Annotated in this window: 22 protein-coding genes; 15 read left to right on the top strand and 7 right to left on the bottom strand. The window is 61.3% G+C overall.

What is annotated here, in order from left to right:
- Nucleotides 1–120 precede the first annotated feature (120 nt).
- The 10 genes from tsf (at nucleotide 121) to fabZ (ending at nucleotide 10,758) form a co-directional block, all read left to right on the top strand.
- Nucleotides 121–1,044, top strand: coding sequence for a translation elongation factor Ts (gene tsf, locus ACEK02_RS16850; protein WP_371422730.1), 924 nt, complete (start codon nucleotides 121–123; stop codon nucleotides 1,042–1,044).
- 67 nt (nucleotides 1,045–1,111) lie between these two features.
- Nucleotides 1,112–1,828: a UMP kinase gene (gene pyrH, locus ACEK02_RS16845; RefSeq protein ID WP_371422729.1), complete on the top strand. Its 717-nt coding sequence runs from the start codon at nucleotides 1,112–1,114 to the stop codon at nucleotides 1,826–1,828.
- 70 nt (nucleotides 1,829–1,898) lie between these two features.
- Nucleotides 1,899–2,456, top strand: coding sequence for a ribosome recycling factor (frr, locus tag ACEK02_RS16840; protein WP_371422739.1), 558 nt, complete (start codon nucleotides 1,899–1,901; stop codon nucleotides 2,454–2,456).
- Nucleotides 2,457–2,546: 90 nt separating this feature from the next.
- On the top strand, nucleotides 2,547–3,302 hold the full coding sequence (locus ACEK02_RS16835; RefSeq protein ID WP_371422728.1) for an isoprenyl transferase: 756 nt from the start codon (nucleotides 2,547–2,549) through the stop codon (nucleotides 3,300–3,302).
- Nucleotides 3,303–3,379: 77 nt separating this feature from the next.
- Entirely contained in the window at nucleotides 3,380–4,030 is a 651-nt protein-coding gene (locus tag ACEK02_RS16830) for a phosphatidate cytidylyltransferase (protein ID WP_371422738.1), read from the top strand.
- Nucleotides 4,031–4,034: 4 nt separating this feature from the next.
- Nucleotides 4,035–5,258, top strand: coding sequence for a 1-deoxy-D-xylulose-5-phosphate reductoisomerase (gene dxr, locus ACEK02_RS16825; RefSeq protein WP_371422727.1), 1,224 nt, complete (start codon nucleotides 4,035–4,037; stop codon nucleotides 5,256–5,258).
- 43 nt (nucleotides 5,259–5,301) lie between these two features.
- Nucleotides 5,302–6,453, top strand: a complete 1,152-nt coding sequence (gene rseP, locus ACEK02_RS16820) for an RIP metalloprotease RseP (RefSeq protein WP_371422726.1) — start codon at nucleotides 5,302–5,304, stop codon at nucleotides 6,451–6,453.
- A gap of 173 nt (nucleotides 6,454–6,626) precedes the next feature.
- A complete protein-coding gene (bamA, locus tag ACEK02_RS16815) occupies nucleotides 6,627–9,164 on the top strand; it encodes an outer membrane protein assembly factor BamA (RefSeq protein WP_371422725.1) in 2,538 nt (845 codons plus the stop codon).
- A 32-nt stretch (nucleotides 9,165–9,196) separates the two neighbouring features.
- Nucleotides 9,197–10,282: a UDP-3-O-(3-hydroxymyristoyl)glucosamine N-acyltransferase gene (lpxD, locus tag ACEK02_RS16810; RefSeq protein WP_371422724.1), complete on the top strand. Its 1,086-nt coding sequence runs from the start codon at nucleotides 9,197–9,199 to the stop codon at nucleotides 10,280–10,282.
- Entirely contained in the window at nucleotides 10,279–10,758 is a 480-nt protein-coding gene (fabZ, locus tag ACEK02_RS16805) for a 3-hydroxyacyl-ACP dehydratase FabZ (protein ID WP_371422723.1), read from the top strand. The genes lpxD and fabZ overlap by 4 nt, the downstream gene beginning before the upstream one ends.
- A gap of 129 nt (nucleotides 10,759–10,887) precedes the next feature.
- Here the strand turns inward: fabZ and ACEK02_RS16800 are convergent, their stop codons facing one another.
- The 4 genes from ACEK02_RS16800 to ACEK02_RS16785 all read right to left on the bottom strand — a co-directional run bounded on the left by ACEK02_RS16800 (nucleotide 10,888) and on the right by ACEK02_RS16785 (nucleotide 13,150).
- Nucleotides 10,888–11,712: a hypothetical protein gene (locus ACEK02_RS16800; RefSeq protein WP_371422722.1), complete on the bottom strand. Its 825-nt coding sequence runs from the start codon at nucleotides 11,710–11,712 to the stop codon at nucleotides 10,888–10,890.
- A gap of 153 nt (nucleotides 11,713–11,865) precedes the next feature.
- The gene (locus tag ACEK02_RS16795; protein ID WP_371422721.1) at nucleotides 11,866–12,519 is read right to left on the bottom strand and encodes a hypothetical protein; all 654 of its coding nucleotides are present in this window, start codon (nucleotides 12,517–12,519) and stop codon (nucleotides 11,866–11,868) included.
- A 119-nt stretch (nucleotides 12,520–12,638) separates the two neighbouring features.
- Nucleotides 12,639–12,881 carry a response regulator transcription factor gene (locus tag ACEK02_RS16790; protein ID WP_371422720.1) on the bottom strand — a complete coding sequence of 81 codons (243 nt, stop codon included), beginning with the start codon at nucleotides 12,879–12,881 and terminating at the stop codon, nucleotides 12,639–12,641.
- Entirely contained in the window at nucleotides 12,878–13,150 is a 273-nt protein-coding gene (locus ACEK02_RS16785) for a response regulator transcription factor (RefSeq protein WP_371422719.1), read from the bottom strand. The genes ACEK02_RS16790 and ACEK02_RS16785 overlap by 4 nt, the downstream gene beginning before the upstream one ends.
- Nucleotides 13,151–13,308: 158 nt before the next feature.
- On the opposite strand from ACEK02_RS16785, the gene lpxA reads away from it, so the two are divergent.
- From lpxA to ACEK02_RS16760, 5 genes are all read left to right on the top strand, one after another.
- The gene (gene lpxA, locus ACEK02_RS16780; protein WP_371422718.1) at nucleotides 13,309–14,112 is read left to right on the top strand and encodes an acyl-ACP--UDP-N-acetylglucosamine O-acyltransferase; all 804 of its coding nucleotides are present in this window, start codon (nucleotides 13,309–13,311) and stop codon (nucleotides 14,110–14,112) included.
- Between the two features lie 23 nt (nucleotides 14,113–14,135).
- Nucleotides 14,136–15,017 carry an LpxI family protein gene (locus tag ACEK02_RS16775; protein WP_371422717.1) on the top strand — a complete coding sequence of 294 codons (882 nt, stop codon included), beginning with the start codon at nucleotides 14,136–14,138 and terminating at the stop codon, nucleotides 15,015–15,017.
- Nucleotides 15,014–16,168, top strand: a complete 1,155-nt coding sequence (gene lpxB, locus ACEK02_RS16770) for a lipid-A-disaccharide synthase (protein ID WP_371422716.1) — start codon at nucleotides 15,014–15,016, stop codon at nucleotides 16,166–16,168. The genes ACEK02_RS16775 and lpxB overlap by 4 nt, the downstream gene beginning before the upstream one ends.
- 158 nt (nucleotides 16,169–16,326) lie before the next feature.
- Nucleotides 16,327–16,617 carry a hypothetical protein gene (locus ACEK02_RS16765; RefSeq protein WP_371422715.1) on the top strand — a complete coding sequence of 97 codons (291 nt, stop codon included), beginning with the start codon at nucleotides 16,327–16,329 and terminating at the stop codon, nucleotides 16,615–16,617.
- A 204-nt stretch (nucleotides 16,618–16,821) separates the two neighbouring features.
- The gene (locus tag ACEK02_RS16760; protein WP_371422714.1) at nucleotides 16,822–18,144 is read left to right on the top strand and encodes an MFS transporter; all 1,323 of its coding nucleotides are present in this window, start codon (nucleotides 16,822–16,824) and stop codon (nucleotides 18,142–18,144) included.
- A gap of 38 nt (nucleotides 18,145–18,182) precedes the next feature.
- Here ACEK02_RS16760 and ACEK02_RS16755 read toward each other — a convergent pair whose 3' ends face one another.
- From ACEK02_RS16755 to gltX, 3 genes are all read right to left on the bottom strand, one after another.
- Nucleotides 18,183–19,124 carry a LysR family transcriptional regulator gene (locus tag ACEK02_RS16755; RefSeq protein ID WP_371422713.1) on the bottom strand — a complete coding sequence of 314 codons (942 nt, stop codon included), beginning with the start codon at nucleotides 19,122–19,124 and terminating at the stop codon, nucleotides 18,183–18,185.
- A gap of 254 nt (nucleotides 19,125–19,378) precedes the next feature.
- Complete coding sequence (gene gltA, locus ACEK02_RS16750) at nucleotides 19,379–20,683, bottom strand: citrate synthase (protein ID WP_371422712.1); 1,305 nt, start codon at nucleotides 20,681–20,683, stop codon at nucleotides 19,379–19,381.
- A 154-nt stretch (nucleotides 20,684–20,837) separates the two neighbouring features.
- Entirely contained in the window at nucleotides 20,838–22,262 is a 1,425-nt protein-coding gene (gene gltX, locus ACEK02_RS16745; RefSeq protein ID WP_371422711.1) for a glutamate--tRNA ligase, read from the bottom strand.
- Between the last annotated feature and the right edge of the window lie 118 nt (nucleotides 22,263–22,380).

Raw genomic sequence — 22,380 nt, 5'->3', positions numbered from 1 at the left:
GCCGTCATCCCGGCCGCACTTTCCATCTCTACACTTCACTTGATGATAGTTCCTGCGGCGTAACGCGATTGATCAGCACCGGCTGGCTCGCAGGCGCCCCGACAGGCAAAGGGTTCAACGATGGCAACAATTACTGCAGCGATGGTCAAGGACCTCCGCGAGACCACCGGCGTCGGCATGATGGATTGCAAGAACGCGCTGGCCGCCAATGACGGCGACATGCAGGCGTCAATCGACTGGCTGCGTGCAAAGGGCCTGTCCAAGGCTGCCAAGAAGTCTGACCGCATTGCCGCGGAAGGTCTGATCGGCCTCGTTACCGCCGGCACCAAGGGCGTAGTGGTCGAGGTCAATTCCGAGACCGACTTCGTGGCGCGCAACGATCAGTTCCAGGGGCTGGTCAAGATGATCGCCCAGGTCGCGCTCAAGGTTGGCGCCGATGTCGACGCGATCAAGGCGCACAAGGTCGGCGACGTCACCGTCGAGACCGCGATCACCGAAGCCATCGCCACCATCGGCGAAAACATGACGCTGCGCCGCGCCGCTTCGCTGGAAGTCAGCGCCGGTGTGGTGTCGAGCTACGTCCACAACGCGGTCATCGATGGCCTCGGCAAGATGGGCATCATCGTCGCGCTGGAATCAACCGGCAAGGCCGATGAGCTGGCCATCCTCGGCAAGCAGATCGCGATGCATGTCGCCGCTGCCAATCCGCAGGCGCTGGACTCGGCGGGCCTCGATCCGGCCGTCGTTGCTCGCGAGAAGGAAGTGATGGCGGACAAGTATCGCCAACAGGGCAAGCCGGAAGCGATGATCGAGAAGATCGTCGAGAACGGCCTGAAGACCTACTACAAGGAAGTCTGCCTGCTGGATCAGGCTTTCATCCACGACACCGGCAAGTCGGTGGCGCAGGCCGTCAAGGAAGCCGAAGGCAAGGTCGGCGCGCCGATCAAGCTCGCTGGCTTCGTGCGCTACGCGCTCGGTGAAGGCATCGAGAAGCAGACTTCGGACTTCGCTGCCGAAGTTGCCGCCGCCAGCGGCCAGAAGTAAGACGAACTGGAAGACCTCCCGGCGATCTACGCCGGGAGCTGCCGCCTCGAAAGGAAGCGATCGCATCATGGGTGAGCCGCTCTATCGTCGCGTCGTGATCAAGGTCTCGGGTGAGTCTTTCGCCGGGGGCCAGTCATTCGGTATCGATCAGCCGACTATCGACCGCATCGCCGTCGATCTCATCGCAGCCCAGAAACTTGGTGTCGAAGTCGCGGTCGTCGTCGGCGGCGGCAATATCTTCCGCGGCGTCGAGGTCTCGTCCCGTGGTGTGTCGCGCCCGACCGGCGATAGCATGGGCATGCTCGCTACCGTCATGAACTGCCTGGCGCTGGAAGCTGCGATCGAGCGCCACGCCGTGCCGGCCCGTACGCTGTCTGCGATGGTGATGCCGCAGGTCTGCGAACTCTTCACACGCGCCACCGCGCACAAATACCTGTCCGAGGGCCGCATCGTGCTGTTGGCCGGCGGTACCGGCAACCCGTTCTTCACCACCGACACGACCGCAGTGTTGCGCGCTGCCGAGATCGGCGCATCGGCCGTGCTCAAGGCGACCAATGTGGACGGCGTCTACAGCGCCGATCCAAAGAAGGATCCGAACGCGACGCGCTTCGAGCGCCTCAGCCATTCGCAGGCGGTGGAGGGGAACTACAAAGTCATGGATGCGACGGCTTTCGCGCTTGCCCGCGAGACTTCGCTGCCTATCATCGTGTTTTCGATCGCCGAACCGGGTTCGATCGGCGCCATTTTGACCGGTACTGGCCGCGGCACCATCGTCGCGGGCTGATTTAGACGGGTTCGGAGCGCCATTACCCGCTTCGCACCAGCAGGATATAAGGGAGAGCTGCATGGCCGCCATGGCCCCATTCGACATCAACGATCTCAAGCGCCGTATGCAGGGCTCGACCCAGTCGCTGAAGCACGAACTTGGCGGCCTGCGCACGGGTCGTGCCGCGGCTTCGATGCTGGAGCCGGTGCAGGTGGAAGCCTATGGCAGCCACATGCCGCTGAACCAGGTTGCGACCGTCAGTGTTCCCGAGCCGCGCCTGCTGTCGGTGCAGGTCTGGGACAAATCGATGGTCAAGGCGGTAGAGAAGGCGATCGTCGATTCCAACCTCGGCCTCAGCCCGGCAACCGAAGGCCAGATCCTGCGCCTGCGCATTCCCGAACTGAACACCGAGCGCCGCAAGGAACTCGTGAAGGTCGCGCATAAATATGCCGAGGCGGCCAAGGTTGCTGTGCGCCACGTACGCCGCGACGGTCTCGACATCATCAAGAAGCTCGAGAAGGCCCACGAGATTTCCGAGGACGACCAGAAGCGACACGATGCCGAAGTGCAGAAGCTCACGGACAGCATGATCGCTGAAATCGATCAGTTGCTGGCGGCCAAGGAAAAGGAAATCATGACGGTCTAAGCGTCAGGAGCCGCTTTTAAGCTGTTGAAAAGCGTATGGTCCGCAAATTGGTCACATATGTGCCGGACCATAGGCTGGGGATTTTAATCGATGTCGAATGCCGCCGCGCCCGCAAATGATGGATCGGACCGATCCACGCCTTTGCATGTCGCGATCATCATGGACGGCAATGGACGCTGGGCTGCAGCGCGGGGGCTTCCGCGTGCCGAGGGTCATCGCCGCGGAGTCGAGGCACTGCGTCGTGTGGTGCGGGCGTCCAACGAACTCGGCATCCAGTATCTGACGATCTTCTCGTTCAGCTCGGAGAACTGGTCACGGCCGGCGTCCGAGATCAGCGATCTGTTCGGCCTGCTGCGTCGCTTCATCCGCAACGACCTTGCCACGCTGCATCGCGACGGCGTGCGGGTGCGCGTGATCGGAGAGCGCGAGGGTCTCGATTCGGACATCTCGTCCCTGCTGAAAGAAGCCGAGGACCTGACGCGCAACAATACCCAGCTCAATCTCGTGGTCGCCTTCAATTACGGCTCGCGGCACGAGATCGCCACGGCAGCGCAGCGTCTCGCGCGCGAAGTGGCCGAGGGCAAGCGCACGCCCGAAAGCATCAATGTCGATACGCTCGGCCAGTATCTCGACGCGCCGGACATTCCGGATCCCGATCTGATCATTCGCACGTCGGGCGAACAACGGCTGTCGAACTTCCTGATGTGGCAGGCCGCCTATAGCGAGTTCGTCTTCGTGCCGATCCACTGGCCCGATTTCGACAAGGCTGCGCTGGAAAGCGCCATTGCCGAATATGCCCGCCGCGAGCGGCGCTTCGGCGGTCTCGCCGCGAAAACCGGTTCGTGACCGGCGTGACCCAGGGTGACAGGACTGACGACAGTACGCCGAAGCAGGCGGACGACCGGGGACTGCGCAATCTGTTGATGCGCGTCCTGGCCGCGCTGGTGCTGATCCCCGTGGCTATTTTTGCAGCCTATACTGGTGGCTGGCTGTGGTTCGGCCTCGTGACGCTGGTGTCGGTTGGTCTCTTCCTGGAATGGCGGGCCATTGTCGGCAATCATGCCGGCTGGATCGGGCTCGGCTTCGTCTATGCCCTGGCTGCGTTTGCTGCGTCCGTTGTCGTGCGCCTCGATCCCGTTTGGGGCTTCTCGGCGCTGATGTTCATTCTGTTGGTGGTCTGGATGACCGACATCGGCGGCTATTTCGCCGGACGGGGCATCGGTGGTCCGAAACTGTGGCCGCGCGTCAGCCCGAAGAAGACGTGGGCCGGCGCCGTCGGCGGCTTTGTTCTCAGCCTCGCTGTTGCTGCCGGTTTTGCCGCGAATGGTCTCGGCAAATTGATGCCGCTACTGCTGATCGCTGCTGTGCTGACGGTGTTGTCGCAACTCGGCGACCTCTTCGAGTCTGCGGTGAAGCGCAAATTCGGCGTCAAGGATTCCGGCCAGATCATTCCTGGCCACGGCGGTCTGCTGGACCGCCTCGATGGCTATGTCTTTGCGGTGGTTGCTGCCGCGGTGATCGGTCTTTTACGCGGCGGCGCAGATGGCGTCGGCCGCGGTCTTATGGTTTGGTGATTTGATGAGCGCTGTTCCCCTGCGAAATAACAAACCCGCCGCGTCCAGTCTGCGCAGCATCACTGTCCTCGGTGCGACCGGTTCGATCGGCGACAGCACCATGGATCTGCTGCGGGCGTCGCCCGAGCGGTATCAGGTAGAGGCTTTGACCGCCAACGGGAACGTCGAAGGCGTGGTCAAGCTGGCCAAGGAATTCAACGCTCGCTTCGTGGCCGTCGCCGATGAATCCAAGCTGGGCGAACTCCGCGCGGCGCTCGCCGGCACCGGGATCGCAAGTGGGGCAGGGGATAGCGCCATCGTCGAGGCCGCGCAGCGTCCGGCGGACTGGCTGATGGCCGCTGTGTCAGGCGCCGCCGGCCTGAAGCCCGCGCTCGCCGCCGTCGACCGCGGTGCAACGGTCGCACTGGCCAACAAGGAATGCCTCGTTTGCGCCGGCGATTTCTTCATGGATCGCGCCGCCAAGGCGGGCGCCTGCATCCTGCCGGCGGACAGCGAGCACAATGCGCTGTTCCAGGCGCTGGCCTCCGGCAGTCGCGAGGAACTGACCCGCGTCATCATTACAGCCTCGGGTGGCCCGTTCCGCACCTGGGCTGCTGCCGATATCGAGCAGGCAACGCTGGCGCAGGCGTTGAAACATCCGAACTGGTCGATGGGGCAGAAAATTACCATCGACTCCGCCTCGATGATGAACAAGGGCCTCGAAGTGATCGAGGCGTCCTATCTCTTCGCGCTGGCGCCGGACGAAATCGACGTGCTGGTGCATCCGCAGTCGATCGTCCACGGCATGGTGGAATTCAGGGACTATTCGGTGATGGCGCAGTTGGGCTCGCCTGACATGCGCACGCCGATCGCGCATTGCCTGGGTTGGCCGGACCGCATCCCGGGCCGGGCCGCGCCGCTCGACCTCGCCAAGATCGGGGCGCTGACCTTCGAGGCGCCGGATTACGCGCGGTTCCCCGGTCTGAAGCTGGCCTATGACGCGCTGCGCACCGGCAGCGGCGCAACTACCGTCTACAACGCGGCCAACGAGATCGCTGTGGCTGCCTTCATCGCCCAGAAGATCCGCTTTGGCGCCATTGCACGGCTGGTCGAAGCCACCATGAATGAATGGGTGAGGGCAGGGAATCTGGCGCCGTTGTCATCGGCGGATGACGCCATCGCTGTTGACCATAAAGCGAGAAAAATGGCTGCCACCCTCTTGCCTCAAATTGCCGCAAAGGCATCCTAGAGCATTGGGGACGGGGCCTTTGGCCTCGCGTTAGGGGATCGGGATGCTTGAGTTTTTCCAACATAGTTTCAGTACGTTAAGCCACGGATTTATCGGCTACATCATCCCCTTTCTGTTTGTCCTGACGATCGTGGTGTTCTTCCACGAACTCGGCCACTTTCTGGTAGCCCGCTGGAACGGCGTTAAGGTCCTGACATTCTCGCTTGGCTTCGGTCCTGAGCTGGTCGGCTTCAACGATCGCCGCGGCACGCGCTGGAAGATTTCGGCGATCCCGCTTGGCGGCTACGTCAAGTTCTTCGGCGACGAAAGCGAAGCCTCGACCCCATCCAGCGCTGCGCTGGAAGGCATGACGGCGGATGAGCGCAAGGGCAGCTTCCACCACAAGCGGGTCGGTCAGCGCGCGGCCATCGTGGCCGCCGGACCTATCGCCAATTTCATCCTTGCGATCGTCATTTTCACCTGTCTGTTTACCTTCTTCGGCAAGCCGAGCACGACCGCCAAGGTCGACTCGGTGCAGGCCGGCAGCGCGGCCGAGAAGGCCGGCTTCCAGTCGGGTGACATCATCAAGGCCATCGACGGCAAGGTGATCGGTAGCTTCTCCGACATGCAGCGCATCGTCGGCACCAAGGCTGGCGAGCAGTTGGCCTTCAGCGTCAAGCGAGGCGAAGCTGATGTCGAGCTGAAGGGAACGCCGGAGCTTCGCGAGGTCAAAGACAGCTTTGGTAACGTCCATCGTCTCGGCGTCCTCGGCATTACCCGCGCAACCGCGGTCGGTGAAGCGACCACAGAGCGGGTCAATCCGGCGACCGCTTTCGTGCTCGGCGTCAAGGAGACCTGGTTCGTCGTGGACCGCACAATCGCCTATATCGGCGGCGTGTTCACCGGACGGGAAGCGGCCGACCAGATCGGCGGCCCGATGCGAATCGCCCAAATCTCGGGGCAGGTGGCGACCATTGGTCTGACTGCCCTGATTCACCTGGCTGCGGTTCTGTCGATCTCGATCGGGCTCCTGAACCTCTTCCCGGTGCCGCTGCTCGATGGCGGTCATCTTTTGTTCTATGCCGTCGAGGCCGTTCGAGGGCGTCCGCTGTCGGAGCGCGCGCAGGAGATGGGCTTCCGCATTGGCCTCGGTTTGGTGCTGATGTTGATGGTATTTGCGACCTATAACGACATTCTTCACCTGGCTTCGTCATGATCAGGGCTGGGGGTAACGTGGCCAATGGGCAACGTCTTGGAATGAAATTAAAATTGCAGGACGAAAGGTCGTTTGCCAGTCAGGTAAAATTGGCTACAAGCTGGGCAAGTAAAGGGATTCTGTCAGACCGTAGGGGTGCGGGCTGGCGATGGAATGATAAGGGCGCTTTGCGCATGATTTTTGGTTTGCGGGGTTTCCGGGGCGGCCTTCTTGCTGCTTCGCTGTTGGTCGCCATGCCTGTCGCCGCTACGGTGACTGCTGCGCTCGTTTCTTCGACTGCCGTGGCCCAGACCGCCGCTTCGATTGTGGTTGAAGGCAATCGCCGCGTGGATGTGGAGACCATCCGCTCCTATTTCCGGCCCGGCCCGAGTGGCCGGTTGGATCAGGGCACCATTGATGACGGCCTCAAGTCGCTCATCGAGACCGGCCTGTTCCAGGACGTGAAGATCAATCAGGCCGGTGGCCGTCTGGTCGTCAGCGTTATCGAAAACCCGGTCATTGGCCGTGTCGCCTTCGAAGGCAACAAGAAGGTCAAGGACGACCAGCTGAACGCCGAAGTGCAGTCGAAGCCGCGCGGGACGCTGTCGCGTCCGATGGTGCAGGCCGATGCCCAACGCATTTCCGAAATCTATCGCCGTTCTGGCCGTTATGACGTCAGCGTCGTTCCGGAATTCATCGAACAGCCGAACAACCGCGTCGACCTGATCTTCACGATCAACGAAGGCGCGAAGACCGGCGTGAAGTCGATCCAGTTCATCGGCAACAACTATTACTCGTCCTATCGCCTCAAGGACGTCATCAAGACCCGTGAATCGAACCTCCTGAGCTTCCTGGCTTCGGGCGATATCTATGATCCGGACCGCATCGAAGCCGATCGCGACCTGATCCGTCGCTATTACCTGAAGAACGGCTTCGCCGACGTTCAGGTCGTCGCCGCGCTCACCGAATACGATCCGCAGCAGAAGGGCTTCCTGGTTACCTTCAAGATCGAAGAAGGCCAGCAGTACCGCGTGTCGTCGGTCGATTTCTCATCCACCATTCCGCAGTTCGATCCGAACTCGCTGCGCAGCTTCTCGCGCGTCGGCGTCGGCTCGCTCTACAACGCGGAAGCGCTGGAGAAGTCGGTTGAGGAAATGCAGATCGAAATGTCCCGCCGCGGCTACGCCTTTGCCGTCGTGCGTCCGCGTGGCGATCGCAATTTCGAATCTCACACCGTCACCATCGGTTTCGCGGTCGAAGAGGGCCCTCGTGTCTATATCGAGCGCATCAATGTGCGCGGCAACACGCGTACCCGTGACTATGTCATCCGCCGCGAATTCGATCTCGCCGAAGGCGACGCCTATAACCGCGCGCTGGTCGATCGTGCCGAGCGCCGCCTGAAGAACCTCGACTTCTTCAAGAGCGTGAAGGTGACGACCGAGCCCGGTTCGTCCAGCGACCGCGTGATCCTGGTGGTCGATCTGGAAGAAAAATCCACCGGCGACTTCTCGGTCTCGGGCGGTTACTCGACCACCGACGGTGCGCTCGGCGAAGTCAGTGTCTCGGAACGTAACTTCCTCGGCCGTGGCCTGTTTGCGAAGGCATCGGTTCAGTACGGCCAGTATGCCCGCGGCTACTCGCTGTCCTTCGTTGAGCCCTATCTGCTCGACTACCGCGTCGCGCTCGGCCTCGATTTCTATCAGCGCGAGCAGCTGTCCAACAGCTACATTTCGTACAACACCAAGACGCTCGGCTTCAGCCCGCGTCTCGGTTTCCAGCTGCGTGAAGACCTCGCGCTGCAGCTGCGCTACTCGATCTATCAGCAGCAGATCTCGCTGCCGACTGCACTGAGCAACTGTAACAACCTGACGCCCGGCAGTGGCCTTAATACCCCAGGCTTCATCAACGCGCAGGCCGGTACTCTGACTGCAGTGGATCCTCTCAATGCGAATACGTGGGGTTGTTACGCCGATGGCGAGTCGTCACTTCCTGTTCGCCGCGAACTGGCCAGCGGCAAGACGCTGACCTCGGCGCTCGGCTATACGCTGAACTACAACACCCTCGACAACAACAAGAACCCGACCGACGGTCTGTTCCTGGAGTTCAAGCAGGACTACGCTGGCGTCGGCGGCGACGTGACCTACCTGAAGACCACGATCGATGCGAAGTACTACACCCCACTGGTGGCTGACATCGTTGGTTTGCTGCGTGTCCAGGGCGGTATGCTGAACAAGGTCGGCGAAGACATCCGCATGCTGGATCACTTCCAGATGGGTCCGAACCTGGTGCGCGGTTTCGCGCAGAACGGCATCGGTCCGCGTGACATCAGCTACGTTGCGCTGGGATCCTACGGTGATGCGCTCGGCGGCACCAAATATTGGGGCGCTTCGGCCGAATTGCAGATGCCGTTCTGGTTCCTCCCGAAGGAAGTTGGCATCAAGGGCGCGGTCTATGCCGATGCCGGCGGTCTCTGGGATTATAAGGGACCGACCAGCTGGGCTCAGACTGGCGAAATCAATGCCGCCGGTTGTGTGGCTGCGTCTCGCACCTCGGTCGGTAACTGCGCTGGTATGACCTATGACGATGGCAATGTCGTCCGGTCGTCGGTCGGCGTGGGCTTGATCTGGCAGTCGCCATTTGGTCCGCTGCGCTTCGATTACGCAGTGCCGATCACCAAGGGCGCCTATGATCGCGTGCAGCAGTTCAAGTTCGGCGGCGGAACTTCGTTCTGAGTTTGATCTCCGGCCGGACCGCGACGGGTGGAATGGCTCTGCCGACGTTCTTCAAGCAATCGCCGTCGTTGACGCTGGCTGAAATAGCCGCGTCGACGAAGGCGCGACTGGTCGACCCGACGCGGGCCGACCAGATCGTGACTGGCGTAGCCTCGCTCGACGAGGCCGGCCCCCATCACCTGACCTTCTTCGAAAATCTCCGCTACATCGACCAGCTCACCCACACCAAGGCAGGTGCCTGCCTGGTGAGCGAGAGCTTCAAGGGCGACATTCCAGCCCATGTCACGGTGCTGCGCGCCAAGCGGCCGTTCGCAGCCTTCGTGGAACTAGCCCGCGAGCTGTATCCGGACACGTTGCGTCCGGCTTCCGGCTTTGAGATTTTGGGCATCGCGGCCTCCGCTGTCATTCATCCTTCGGCTCAGCTCGAGGACGACGTCACCGTGGATCCGCTGGCCGTGATAGGCCCCGATGTCGAGATCGGGGCGGGAACCATTATCGGCTCGGGTGCGGTGATCGCCGCCGGGGTCAAGATCGGCCGCGACTGCAATATCGGCGCTGGTAGCACGCTGCAGTTCACACTGATCGGCAACAACGTGCTTGTTCATCCCGGCTGCAAGTTCGGCCAGGACGGCTTCGGTTTTGTGTTCGGCCGGGACAAGCACATCAAAGTTCCGCAGACCGGCCGTGTCCTGATCCAGAACGACGTCGAGATCGGCGCTGGCACGACCATCGACCGCGGCAGCCTGCGCGATACCGTGATTGGCGAGGGGACCAAAATCGACAATCAGGTTCAGATCGGTCACAATGTGACGATCGGACGGCACTGCGTGATCGCCGCCAAATGCGGCCTTGCAGGCAGCCTGACCATCGGCGACAACGTCGCGCTGGGCGCCATGGTGGGCCTCAACAATCACATTACGATTGGCGATGGCGCGCAGGTCGCGGCAATGGCCGGCGTGAAGGACAGCATTCCGCCGCGTGGACGGTGGGGCGGCATCTTCGCCCGGCCGACCAAGCAATGGTTCCGCGAGATCCTCGCGGTGGAGAAACTCGCCCGCGAGAGCATGCCGGGAACGGATGCGGCGACGCAGGATACGAAAGACGAGGGGCGGGAATGACCCAGGATACACCGAGCGACAGCGAGTCACCGATCGTCATTGAAACGGTCGATATCAACACCATCCTCAAGACTCTGCCGCACCGCTATCCGTTCCTCCTGATCGATCGCGTCGTAAAAATTCGCAAGGATTTCAGCGGCATCGGCATCAAGAATGTTACCATCAACGAGCCGGCTTTCCTGGGACATTTCCCGGACCGCCCGGTCTATCCCGGCGTGCTGATGATTGAAGGCATGGCGCAGACTGCGGGCGTAATCGGCATTGCGTCTGTCGAAGGTACGGAAAAGCCGCGTGCCGTGTACTTCCTCACCATCGACAAGTGCAAATTCCGCAAGCCGGTGATGCCAGGCGATACCATCGAGTATCACCTGCATCTGATCGGCAAGAAGAAGGCCATGTGGTGGTTCCACGGCGATGCCAAGGTGAATGGCGTCACCGTTGCCGAGGCCGATGTCGGCGCGATGCTGACGGACTGAGGCCAGACCGTTCAGTCCGCGTCATTCGTCTAGAGCCTCGGTGCTGATAGAATCAGAACCGAGGCTCTAGCTTTTTGTTTAGACGCGTTTTCTTAATGCGAACCGGTACCCACTTCGCTCGAAAACGCGCTAGCGCTGCCGAACACGCATCGTGACGACGCCGCCATATATAGCCAGTTCTACCGAACTCGGCGGGGTGGTGCCCTGGCGGAGCGTGTAGACGATGCTCACGGTCGATTGGCTCTGAGTCCCGATCTCGTGCACCGTCGGTGCGTCAGACGGATGCGATCTCTTACCCGTCGGATCGATCAGAGACAGGCTTATCGACGAGCCATCGAGGCCCGGTAGACCAGCGGGGCGCGTGATCACGATGTGCAATTCAAGAGCGCCGGTTTCGAGATTGAGCGCGGTATGCGCACCGATGAGTTTCTCGGTCGCCGACAAGCCAACCAGGGCCGGTGTTGGAGGAGTCTCTGCCACGGTCGTCGTTCCTTCCACGGTCCATCCTCTGGTTGCCAGGACGGCGCCGCCGGCTGACGTGTCGATCAGCTTTCCCTGGAATGAAAAATGGACGACGTATGTGGTCCCTCGCACCACGTTCTTGAAGCCGGGCGCATCATACATCGAGAACTGGCATCCGTCCGCACGTGCAGGGTCATAACGATCATACGGGTGCTGTGGACAGGTTCTATGTCCGTACGCCGTACAGCTGCCCGAGGGGCAGCCATCTTCCTGATATGCCGCTGGTAGCAGAACCACAGCTCCGCATAGCACGAGGCTGACCACGCTGCCGTTTGCCGTGTTCTGACCCATCACATATTGGCGATATTCACCAGCCGAGCAGGTCCCGGTGAATGTGGCGGAACAGTTGAAAGGCGCGTCGAAATTGGCGCCGTGAATCGCCGGTGCGAGATTCCCGGCCGGTGTGACAAAGGATGAATAGGCTACAGCCATGTGGACCTCTTGTGATGTCTGCATGTGAATTGGAGGGGATGGTTATGCGGTGCCGCTGCCCGCTGCAGCGGCACCGATCTCGACGCACATGGTGCAGATCCGGATCAGGATTTGGTGTGTGCCTGGACGCAGGCCTTCACCGACGCCGGCCGGTCAGTAGTACTGAGGCGAGAAGGATCCGTCGGGGTTCTGCGTGACCACAGCGCTGGTTTGCGCGCGACCCGTGAAGTTGACGTTGCCGGCCTTGGTCGAGGCCGTGGTGTAGTCGATGATCTGGCCGGGCGTGTATGCACCGTCGGCGACATAGAAGTTGATCACGGGTGTCACGTTGAACGTGTCGTTCGGCTCCGCGATGAAGGTCGCGACTGGTGACGGGATGCTCGGAACGTTGCCGGGACGCGCCAAACCGAACAAGTATCCGTTGGATGCCGTGAAATCGTTGTTGGCAATGATCCTGTAAGAGCCGGTCATCGCGCCGCCCGGCGTAACCGTGCCGAACCCGATGGGGATCGTTCCGGCGAAGCTGACGCTGTCTTGCAGAGAGACATCGACTGCAGCGGCGCCGCTCTGGCCCATAGTCGTCCCTGGAGCGACGGGCATGGTTGCAGTCGCCCAGTATGCGAACGTTTCGTCCGTGTACTCGACCGTATCCGTTCCGCCCGGCAGGATACCGTTGAACGTCACCCACGCGTTACTGTAAACGACCGGCAGTCCGCCCGTCGATGTCACAGCGGGCGGTTGCATGAAGAGAACATAATTCTTCGCGAACCCCGAGTTGTTCAGAACCTTGATCGTGTACTTGGCCATGTTGCTGCTCCTGGCTGAATGATGACTGGTCGGCGACAACAAGCGGCCTTGCGAAGCGAGAAAGCATTGCGGCTTGCGTGGTGTCGTGACGATGTCGCGGATAACAACCATAGCGTGCATCAACCGGCGGTTGTGGGATATGGCTCCGATGGCGTATTGACGAAACCAAGGCGCCTTGTTGCGTCGATCAGCTCGGCAAGGCTGTGGATGTTCAGGCTGCGCATCGCATTCTCGCGATGCTTACGGACGGTGAGGGGGCTGATCCCGAGTTTGCGGGCGATCTGCTTGCTGGTGAGGCCAATAGCAATGAGCCGCGCGACGTCGATTTCGCGCGGTCGGAGGACGGGCCGGTCGCCGGTCAAAAAGACCGGTCGTGTCTTTCCCGCTGATCGGCGTGGTGTGATGTCTCGCCAGGATGCGACGCGTTGGCGAAAGATGTCTTTGCGAAAGATGTTTTGGCGAAGGCGGTGAGTTGCGCCGTGGTTCCCAGCCGCATCTTGCGCAGAATGCTCGCGCGATGTTTGCGGACGGTGAACTCGGAAATGGCAAGGGACCCCGCGATCTGTTTGCAACTCATCGACTGGCCGACCAGCAACAAGACTTCCTCCTCCCGACTGGTCAGGCGCGCCATGAAAGGCCTTTCCTATGCTGTTATGAATAGGAACGTAGCATGAACATTTCGGGTCGGACAAGGTTCCAGCGGCGCTCGTCCGCGCAGTACTGGACAGTCCACGTGACGCGGGTTACCCAGCGGAAAATCCTAGAAATCTGCAGGAACTGGACTTCTCGATGAGCAAGATCGATCCAACCGCCCGCGTCGCCGACGGTGCTGTCATTGGCGAGGGCGCCGAAATCGGACCCTTCTGCATTATCGGACCCCATGTCACGATTGGCGCAGGCACCAGGCTTCTCTCGCATGTCAACGTGACGGCGCAGACCACCATCGGCGAGAATTGCACGATCTATCCGTTCGCCTCGCTGGGCACGCCGCCGCAGTCGCTCAGCTACAAGGGCGAATTGACCAAGCTTACCATCGGCAATGGCTGCACCATCCGTGAGTCCGTGACCATGAATGCCGGCACCGTCGCCGGCGGCGGTCTCACGTCCGTCGGCGAGCGCGGCTACTTCATGAACTGCGCCCATGTCGGCCATGACTGCCATGTCGGCAATGACGCGATCTTCGCGACCTCGGCAACGCTGGGCGGTCATTGCGAGATCGGCGATTTCGTCTTCATGGGCGGGCTGTCGGCCGTGCACCAGTTCACCCGCATCGGCTCGCAGGTCATGGTCGGTGGCATCTGCGGTGTGCGCGGCGACATCATCCCGTTCGGACTGGTCAACGGCCAGTATGCGGCGCTGGAAGGCCTCAATATCATCGGCATGAAGCGCCGTAAATTCACCAAGGAGCGCGTTGCCGCCGTGCGCTCGTTCTACCAGAAGCTTTTCCATGGGGCCGGCGTCTTTGCCGAGCGGCTTGAGCGCGTGCAGCCATTGGCGAATGATGATCCTGCGATTGCAGAAATCCTGACATTCATCGCTGGCGCCAAACATCGTGCGCTGTGCTTGCCCGAGGATAGCAAGAGCAGCTCTTGAGCTCGGGTATCGCGGAGCGAAGTATGACCGACCGGGCTCAAATGCAGCACCCGCAAGCGCATCCGCCGATTGGTTCGCCGTTCGGCATCATTGCCGGAGGCGGCTCATTGCCCTTCGCCGTCGCGGACTCGTTGCAGGCGCGCGGCGTCACGCCGGTATTGTTTGCGCTGAAGGGGTTTTGCGATCCGGCGCTGGTGACGCGATTTCAGCACCACTGGATTCCCATCGGCCAGTTTGGCCGTTTGCTGAATCTCATGCGTCACGAGAACTGCCGGGATCTCACTTTCATCGGCACGTTGGTACGGCCCGCGATCTCCGAAATCAGGCTGGACTGGGCGACGCTTCGGGTGATGCCGAAAGTGTTTCGTGCCTTTCGCGGCGGCGACGATCACTTGCTGACGAGTGTCAGCCGCCTGTTCGAGCACGAAGGTTTTCGCCTGCTGGGTATCAAGGACGTTGCGCCGGATGTGCTGATGCCGGCGGGCAGCGTGACGCGCGCCATGCCGGATCAGGATGCTGAAGCCGATATTGCGCGCGGGCGCGAAGTCCTGCGCGCATTGAGCCCCTTTGATATCGGTCAGGCCACCGTGGTGATCGACGGCCATGTGGTGGGGATCGAGGACATCGAAGGTACCGATGGATTGCTGGCACGCGTCGCGCTTCTGCGCGAGCAGGGGCGTATCCGCGCCAAAGCAGGGCGCGGCGTGCTGGTAAAGGCCCCCAAAAGCGGTCAGGACCTGCGCTTCGATCTGCCGACATTGGGGCCGCGCACCGTCGAGCGCGCAGTGGCCGCGAAGCTCGCTGGCATTGCCATCGTGGCAGGCAATACGATCGTCGCCGAACCGCAGCAGATGATTGTCGCTGCCGATGCCGCAGGTCTTTTCGTGACGGGACTTCCGACGTGACGAGGACGATCTATCTTATCGCCACCGAAGAATCCGGCGACCGTCTCGGCTCCGCGCTGATGAAGGTGCTGCGCCAGCGCCTCGGCGACGATGTGCGCTTCGAAGGCGTCGGCGGTTCGTCGATGGCGCGCGAAGGACTGCAGTCGCTGTTTCCCATCGAAGAGCTTTCGATCATCGGTCTTGCCGCGGTTGTGCGGAAATTGCCGTCGATCCTGAAGCTCATCAAGCGCGCGACCGAGGATGTGCTGCGGGCCAGGCCGGATGTGCTGGTCATCATCGATAGTCCGGACTTCACCCAGCGCGTCGCCGAGCGTGTGCGCCAGCGCGATCCTTCTATCCCCGTGGTCAACTATGTGTCGCCAACGGTGTGGGCGTGGCGACCGGGGCGCGCCAAGGCGATGCGCGCTTATGTCGATCATGTGCTGGCGCTCTTGCCATTCGAGCCCGAGGCGCATCAAAGGCTTGGCGGCCCGCCGTGCACCTATGTCGGTCATCCCCTGATCGAACAGATGGATACGCTGCGTCCCAATGCGGACGAGCAGGCGCGTCGCGAAACGAAGCCACCAGTGCTGCTGGTGCTGCCCGGTAGCCGTCGCAGCGAGATTCGTCATCACATGGCGACCTTTGGCGCGACGCTGGATCTGCTGCAAAAGCAGGGTAGCCAGGTCGAGCTGATCCTGCCAACCATGCCGCATCTTGTTGAGGCGATCACGGAGGCACTGAAGACGTGGCCGATGCAGCCGCGCGTTGTCGTGGGCGAGGCCGAAAAGCGTGCCGCGTTCCGCATTGCGCATGCGGCGTTCGCCAAGTCCGGCACGGTGACGCTGGAGCTTGCATTGTCAGGCGTGCCGATGGTCACCGCCTACAAGGCTGGCAGTGTCGAGGCCTGGATCATCCGCCGCCGCATCACCTCGTCATCGGTGATCCTCGCCAATCTGGTGATCGGCGAGAATGTGATCCCGGAATTCATTCAGGAAGACTGCACGCCGGAGAAGCTCGTGGCTTCGTTGCAGGAGGTGCTGGCAGACACGCCGATGCGACGGCGTCAGATCGATGCGCTAGCGCGACTGGATAGTATCATGGGCGTCGGACGGACCTCGCCGAGCGTCGGTGCGGCCAATGTCGTGCTGGCCACGATGCGGAAGAGCTGAAGGCCCTGCAGGCCATCGCCGAGCTACACTAGCCGACATCACGCCAGATCCACCGCTATCACCGTTTCTGATACGTCAGATCAGATATTCTCGTTTGCTATCCTGTTCATCTGGCGTTTGTCTAGATGAATGGATTTGCCACAGAGGAGGATTTGGTCATGACATCGCGACTGTTTGGCAAGATCGACTTATCCCGTTTCAATCTCGGTCCGGGGGGCAGCTATCTCAACGGACTCCCCAAAGGTGACGAAGAGTGCGATGGGTTCGCGCAGGGCTACTGGAAGAACATTTCTCTGATCAACAGCTCGGGCGATATCCGGGATACCCAGTACAAAAATACTTCAGCCACATATCCAACGGAATACCTGAAGCATTGTCCGGAGCTCCAGCGGCTGATTTCGGAAAGCTTCCGCACGGCCAACCTAACCATGCTTCGCGCCGAAATCTGATCGGCGGGATGGTCGTCCCGCGGCGTCTTTCAGATGCGATCCGGCGAGCTATGGTGCCTCGACGCCAACATCGACCACGCTGCGGCAAAACCATTCAGTTTCGCGAGGATTGCAGCGATGAAGCCCATCCTTGAACATGTTTACTAGTCTCCGCCATTGAACATTCCAGAACACACCGCTCCGGCTGCGGCCCCGTCCGTCGCTTTGGTCGTCGCAGCGACCAGCATCGGCTTTGCCGTAGCGCAACTGGACGTCTCCATTGTCAATGTCGCTTTGCCTCGGATGGGCACCGCGCTCGATGCGAGCGTTGCCAATCTGCAGTGGGTGACGGACACCTATGCCCTGGCATTCGCCGCGCTGTTGATCTCGGGCGGCGCCTTTGGCAACTGGCTGGGTGTCAGACGGGCCTATCTCATCGGCCTTGCCGTCTTCGCTGTCGCTTCCGCCATTTGCGGAGCCGTCCAGTCGATCGAACAGTTGATTGCCGCCCGCGTCATGCAGGGCACTGGTGCGGCCATTCTGGTTCCTCCTTCGCTTGCCCTGCTCAACCACGCCTGCATGCACGATACCAGGCTGCGGGCCCGCGCTGTCGGCATCTGGACGGCCACCGCCGGCGTTGCATTGGCTTCTGGCCCGGTGGTCGGCGGGCTTCTGCTCGGCACGCTGGGCTGGCGCAGCATTTTTTTCGTCAGCGTGCCGCTTTGCCTGTTCGGCATGATCGCAACGATGAGGATCGCGGAAGCGCCACGCAAGCCACAACAGCATTTCGATCTTGGCGGGCAGCTATGCGCCATTTTGGCGCTGACCTGTCTGGTCGGTTCGGTGATCAACTCCGGCCCGCTCGGATTTTTTCATCCGTGGGTACTGGGCGGACTGGCATTGGCCGCCGTCTGCGCATGGCTGTTCGTGCACATCGAAGGCAGGGTGCCGTATCCGATGCTTCCTTTGGGCTTCTTCGGCAACCCGAACTTCAGTCCGGCGGTGTTGTTCGGCATCGCCATCAACTTCACCTACTATGGCCTGATCTTCATTCTCAGCCTCTATCTGCAGAACGTCCATTACTACCAACCGCATGATGCTGGCCTGGCATTCCTGCCGTTGATGGCCACCCTGATCCTGGCCAATCTGTTCAGCGGCTGGATGGCCGGCCAGTTCGGCAATCGCAGGCCGATGGTGTTGGGTGCGCTGCTGTGTGCCGCCGGCTTTGCCTTGCTGCTGCTGTTAGATGCGCAAAGCACCTATACTGCCATGCTGGTCCCGTTTCTGACGATTCCGGCCGGGATGGGACTGGCGGTACCCGCGATGACCAATGCCATGCTGTCTAGTGTGGATAAGAGCTGGTCCGGCACCGCCTCCGCGGTGCTTAACTCGGCACGGCAGGCAGGAGGCGCGCTCGGCGTGGCCGTGTTCGGTGCGCTGATTGCGGGCGGCAACGAACACATCGTCTCAGGCTTGCATATCGCCGCCATGCTTTCCGCGGCCCTGCTGACGGCCGCCGCCGCCATCGCCTGGACCGGCATCCGCTGAACGCGCCACGGAAATTTCCCTGATCGAAAATCGGTCGATCACGATGCCGGCAATTCCACGCCCAGGCGGCGGAACTGAAGCCCCGTGTCCATGCCGGCATGGGCCAGCGAATGAATATTCACCGTATCGCCCGCGAAATACGCCCGCGCCACTTCACAGAAGCCGGTGATATCAGCGCTTGAGGCCCCCGGCTTACTGGAGACGGAAATCTGAATCTTGCCCAAGGGCGGCAGACCCTGTGCGGGGCTGATGATCCTGATCCACGGATCAACGACGGACAGCGGCAGAATCGACACGGCAACGCCCGCCTTGACGGGCGCAATGACCCCCGCGAGATGACTGCTGGCGCAGACGACCTCATGATCGATCTTGGCACCGAGCAGGCTCCGGATCGCCGCAGCCCGGTCGAGGCAGCCGTCCCCGAAAAGGGCAAGCGGCAACGGGCGCATCTGGTGAACGCTGGAGTGCTGTGCGCTCACCCATACCAGCGGTTCGACATACAGCATTTCGCCGGGCACGGAGTCCGGGCGCGCCTGTGTGATCGCAATGTCGATTGTTCCTTCCGCGAGGCGACGCCAGATCGCAGGGCTGTAGTCGCACACCAACTCGGTCCCCACATGGCCGAATATGCCGTTGTAGCCTTTGAGGATGCGGGCGAGATGATGATGCGCGTAGACATCGGAGGTGCCGATGGTGAGCTTCTTCCTGCTGCCCTTTACCATCAGCCTGCCAACGGTCTCATCGTTCAGATCGAGCAACTTGATCGCCATCGGGTATAGCGTTTCCCCCAATGCAGTCAGTTCGAAGCCGCGCCTGGTCCTGCCGAACAGGGGAGCGCCGACCTGTAGTTCGAGCTTCTGGATCTGCTGGCTGACGGCCGATTGCACCCGGTGCAGGCGCTGGGCCGCCTTTGATACGCTCTTGAGGTCGGCAACCGCGATGAATGAGCGCAACAGTGTGAGGTCCAACGTGGCTGGCATGGCAATTACCGCTTGCAGGTCTGTCCCGGTACAGTCACGCGCAGTGGAGATGGTCTGTCGAAACTGCGAGATCCGATGATACCGGTAAATTGAGCGGATAGTGTGGTCTGGCCTTTCAAAGTGAGGCGGCCGCTCAGCATATCTGCATCGAATGCAATGCCGGCAATGCAATGACGATCTTTTGGCGGGCGGAATAAAAAACGGCGGATCCTGCGATCCGCCGTTTTGATTTTCGGACTCTGCGAAGCGAGGCCTTAGCTGCGCTTGGCGATGTCCACATAGTCGCGGCGGGCTGCGCCGGTATAGAGCTGGCGCGGACGACCAATCTTCTGCTGCGGATCGCCGATCATTTCGCTCCACTGGCTGATCCAGCCAACGGTGCGCGCAACCGCGAACAGCACGGTGAACATCGAGGTCGGGAAGCCCATCGCCTTCAGCGTGATGCCCGAATAGAAGTCGACATTCGGGTACAGCTTGCGGTCGATGAAATACTGGTCCGACAGCGCGATCTTCTCAAGCTCCATCGCAACGGCGAGCATCTCGTCGCCGCCGTGGCCGGTTTCCTTGAGAACCTCATGGCATGTCTGCTGCATGATCTTCGCGCGCGGATCGTAGTTCTTGTACACGCGGTGACCGAAGCCCATCAGACGGACGCTGGAATTCTTGTCCTTCACCTTGGCGATGAAGTCAGGAATCTTGTCGACGGTGCCGATCTCGGCCAGCATCTGCAGCGCAGCTTCGTTAGCGCCGCCATGCGCGGGACCCCACAGGCAGGCGATACCGGCGGCGATACAGGCGAACGGATTGGCGCCGGATGAGCCGGCAATACGAACCGTCGAGGTCGACGCGTTCTGCTCGTGGTCGGCGTGAAGCGTGAAGATCTTGTCCAACGCCCTGGTGAGCACCGGATTGACCTTGTAATCCTCGCACGGCACCGCGAAGCACATCTTCATGAAGTTCGCCGCGAAGTCGAGCGAGTTGGTCGGATACACGAAAGGCTGACCGATCGTGTACTTGTAGGCCATCGCGGCGAGCGTCGGGATCTTGGCGATCATGCGGATCGACGCGATATCGCGCTGCTTCGGATCGTTGATATCGGTTGAGTCGTGGTAGAACGCGGCGAGGGCGCCAACCGATGCGACCATCACGGCCATGGGATGCGCGTCGCGGCGGAAGCCCTGGAAGAAGCGGCTCATCTGGTCGTGAACCATCGTGTGGTTGGTGACCAGCGCATCGAACTCTGTCTTCTGCTTCTTGGTCGGGAGTTCCCCGTACAGCAGTAGGTAGCAGGTCTCGAGGAAATCGCCCTTCTCGGCGAGCTGCTCGATGGGGTAGCCGCGGTATTCGAGGATACCGGCATCGCCATCGATATAGGTGATTTTGGACTGGCAGCTGCCCGTCGAGGTGAAGCCCGGATCGTAGGTGAACATCCCGGACTGGGCGTAGAGCTTGCCGATGTCGATGACATCAGGGCCGACGGTCCCGCTGTGGATCGGCAGGTCGAAGCTCTTGCCGTCGACTGTCAGCGTTGCGGATTTGGTATTGGTTTTTGCGTCCATCGCGTGGTCCCCGATGAGATCGTTGAGGGGCCGGCAAACCACCGACATTTCAGGAGAAATGGGGAGGCTAGCCGGGAATTCCAGAGCATTCGCCAGAATGCGTAGCGTATTGCTGTGTGCGCTGCAAGGCGGGCAAAAGCGGCCTACAGCTATGCTAAATAGATGCCTGATCGGCCAGCCGGTCCAGACATTCCTGCCGCCCCAATACTGCCAGAACGTCGAAGATTCCGGGCGAGGTGGTCTTGCCGGTCAGCGCGACGCGCAGCGGCTGTGCGGCTCCGCCGAGCTTGATGCCTTCGGCCTCGGCAAAGGCGCGTGTCGCCGCCTCGGTATTCGCAGCGGTCCAATCCGTAACGCTTTCCAGCGCCGTGCGCAGTTTGCCGATCAACACCCGGGTTTCCGGCGTCAAGGCGGCCTGCGCCTTTGGCTCCATCGCCAGCGGGCGATCGGCAAAGATGAAGTTGGCGCCGTCGATCAGTTCGATCAACGTCTTGGCGCGTTCCTTCAGGCCCGGCATGGCGCGCAGCAATTGGGCGCGGGTGGTGTCGTTGAGCTTCGGCTTCAGGTCGAGGCCGCCGGGGACGTAATTCAGTACGTCCTCGAACATGGTCACGAGGGATTGATCGTCGGTGTGACGGATGTAGTGACCGTTGAGATTTTCGAGCTTGGCGAAATCGAAACGCGCGGCGGAACGGCCGATCCCCGACAGGTCGAACGCGTCGATCATCTCCTGGGTCGAGAAGATTTCCTGATCGCCATGGCTCCAGCCGAGCCGTACCAGGTAATTCCGCAGGGCGGCCGGGACATAGCCCAGCGCGCGATAGGCTTCGACGCCAAGCGCGCCGTGGCGCTTTGACAGTTTCGAGCCATCCGGTCCGTGGATCAGGGGAATGTGCGACATGCTGGGGACGGTCCAGCCCAGCGCGTCGTAGATCTGCTTCTGGCGGGCGGCGTTGATCAGATGGTCGTCACCGCGGATGACATGGGTCACGCCCATGTCATGGTCGTCGACGACCACGGCCAGCATGTAGGTCGGGTTGCCGTCGCCGCGCAGCAGCACGAGATCGTCGAGGTTCTCGTTCTGCCAGACCACGCGGCCCTGTACCTGATCCTCGATCACGGTCTCGCCCGTGAGCGGTGCCTTCAGGCGGATTGTCGGCTTGATATCGGGGCGCGGATCGGACGGATCGCGATCACGCCATAGCCCGTTATAGAGCTTGGACTTGCCCTCGGCGCGGGCCGTCTCGCGCATCTGCTGCAGCTCCTCGGCACTGGCATAGCAATAATAGGCCTTGCCCTCGGCGAGCAATTGCTCGGCGACCTCGCGGTGCCGGCCGGCACGGGCGAACTGGAAGACCGTGTCGCCATCCCAATCAATGCCCAGCCACTTCAACCCGTCGATAATGGCGTCGATCGCAGCATCGGTGGAGCGCTCGCGGTCAGTATCCTCGATCCGCAGCAGCATCTTGCCGCCGGTCTTCTTGGCATAGAGCCAGTTGAACAGCGCGGTGCGTCCGCCGCCGATATGGAGGAAGCCGGTCGGCGAAGGAGCGAAGCGGGTAACGACGGGAGTGCTCATAGCAAAGGGTTCGATCAATTCGGGGGTGACTGTTGGCGGGCGTTTATCACAACGACAGGGCGCTGTCTCACGGCGAATAAATGCGGTTTTTGGGCCGGAACCGGATCGGAAAATGCCC

Source organism: Tardiphaga sp., assembly GCF_041424195.1.
Taxonomy (GTDB): domain Bacteria; phylum Pseudomonadota; class Alphaproteobacteria; order Rhizobiales; family Xanthobacteraceae; genus Tardiphaga.
Note: the sequence above shows the minus strand (reverse complement) of the source record. Positions and strands in the feature narration are given on the sequence as shown.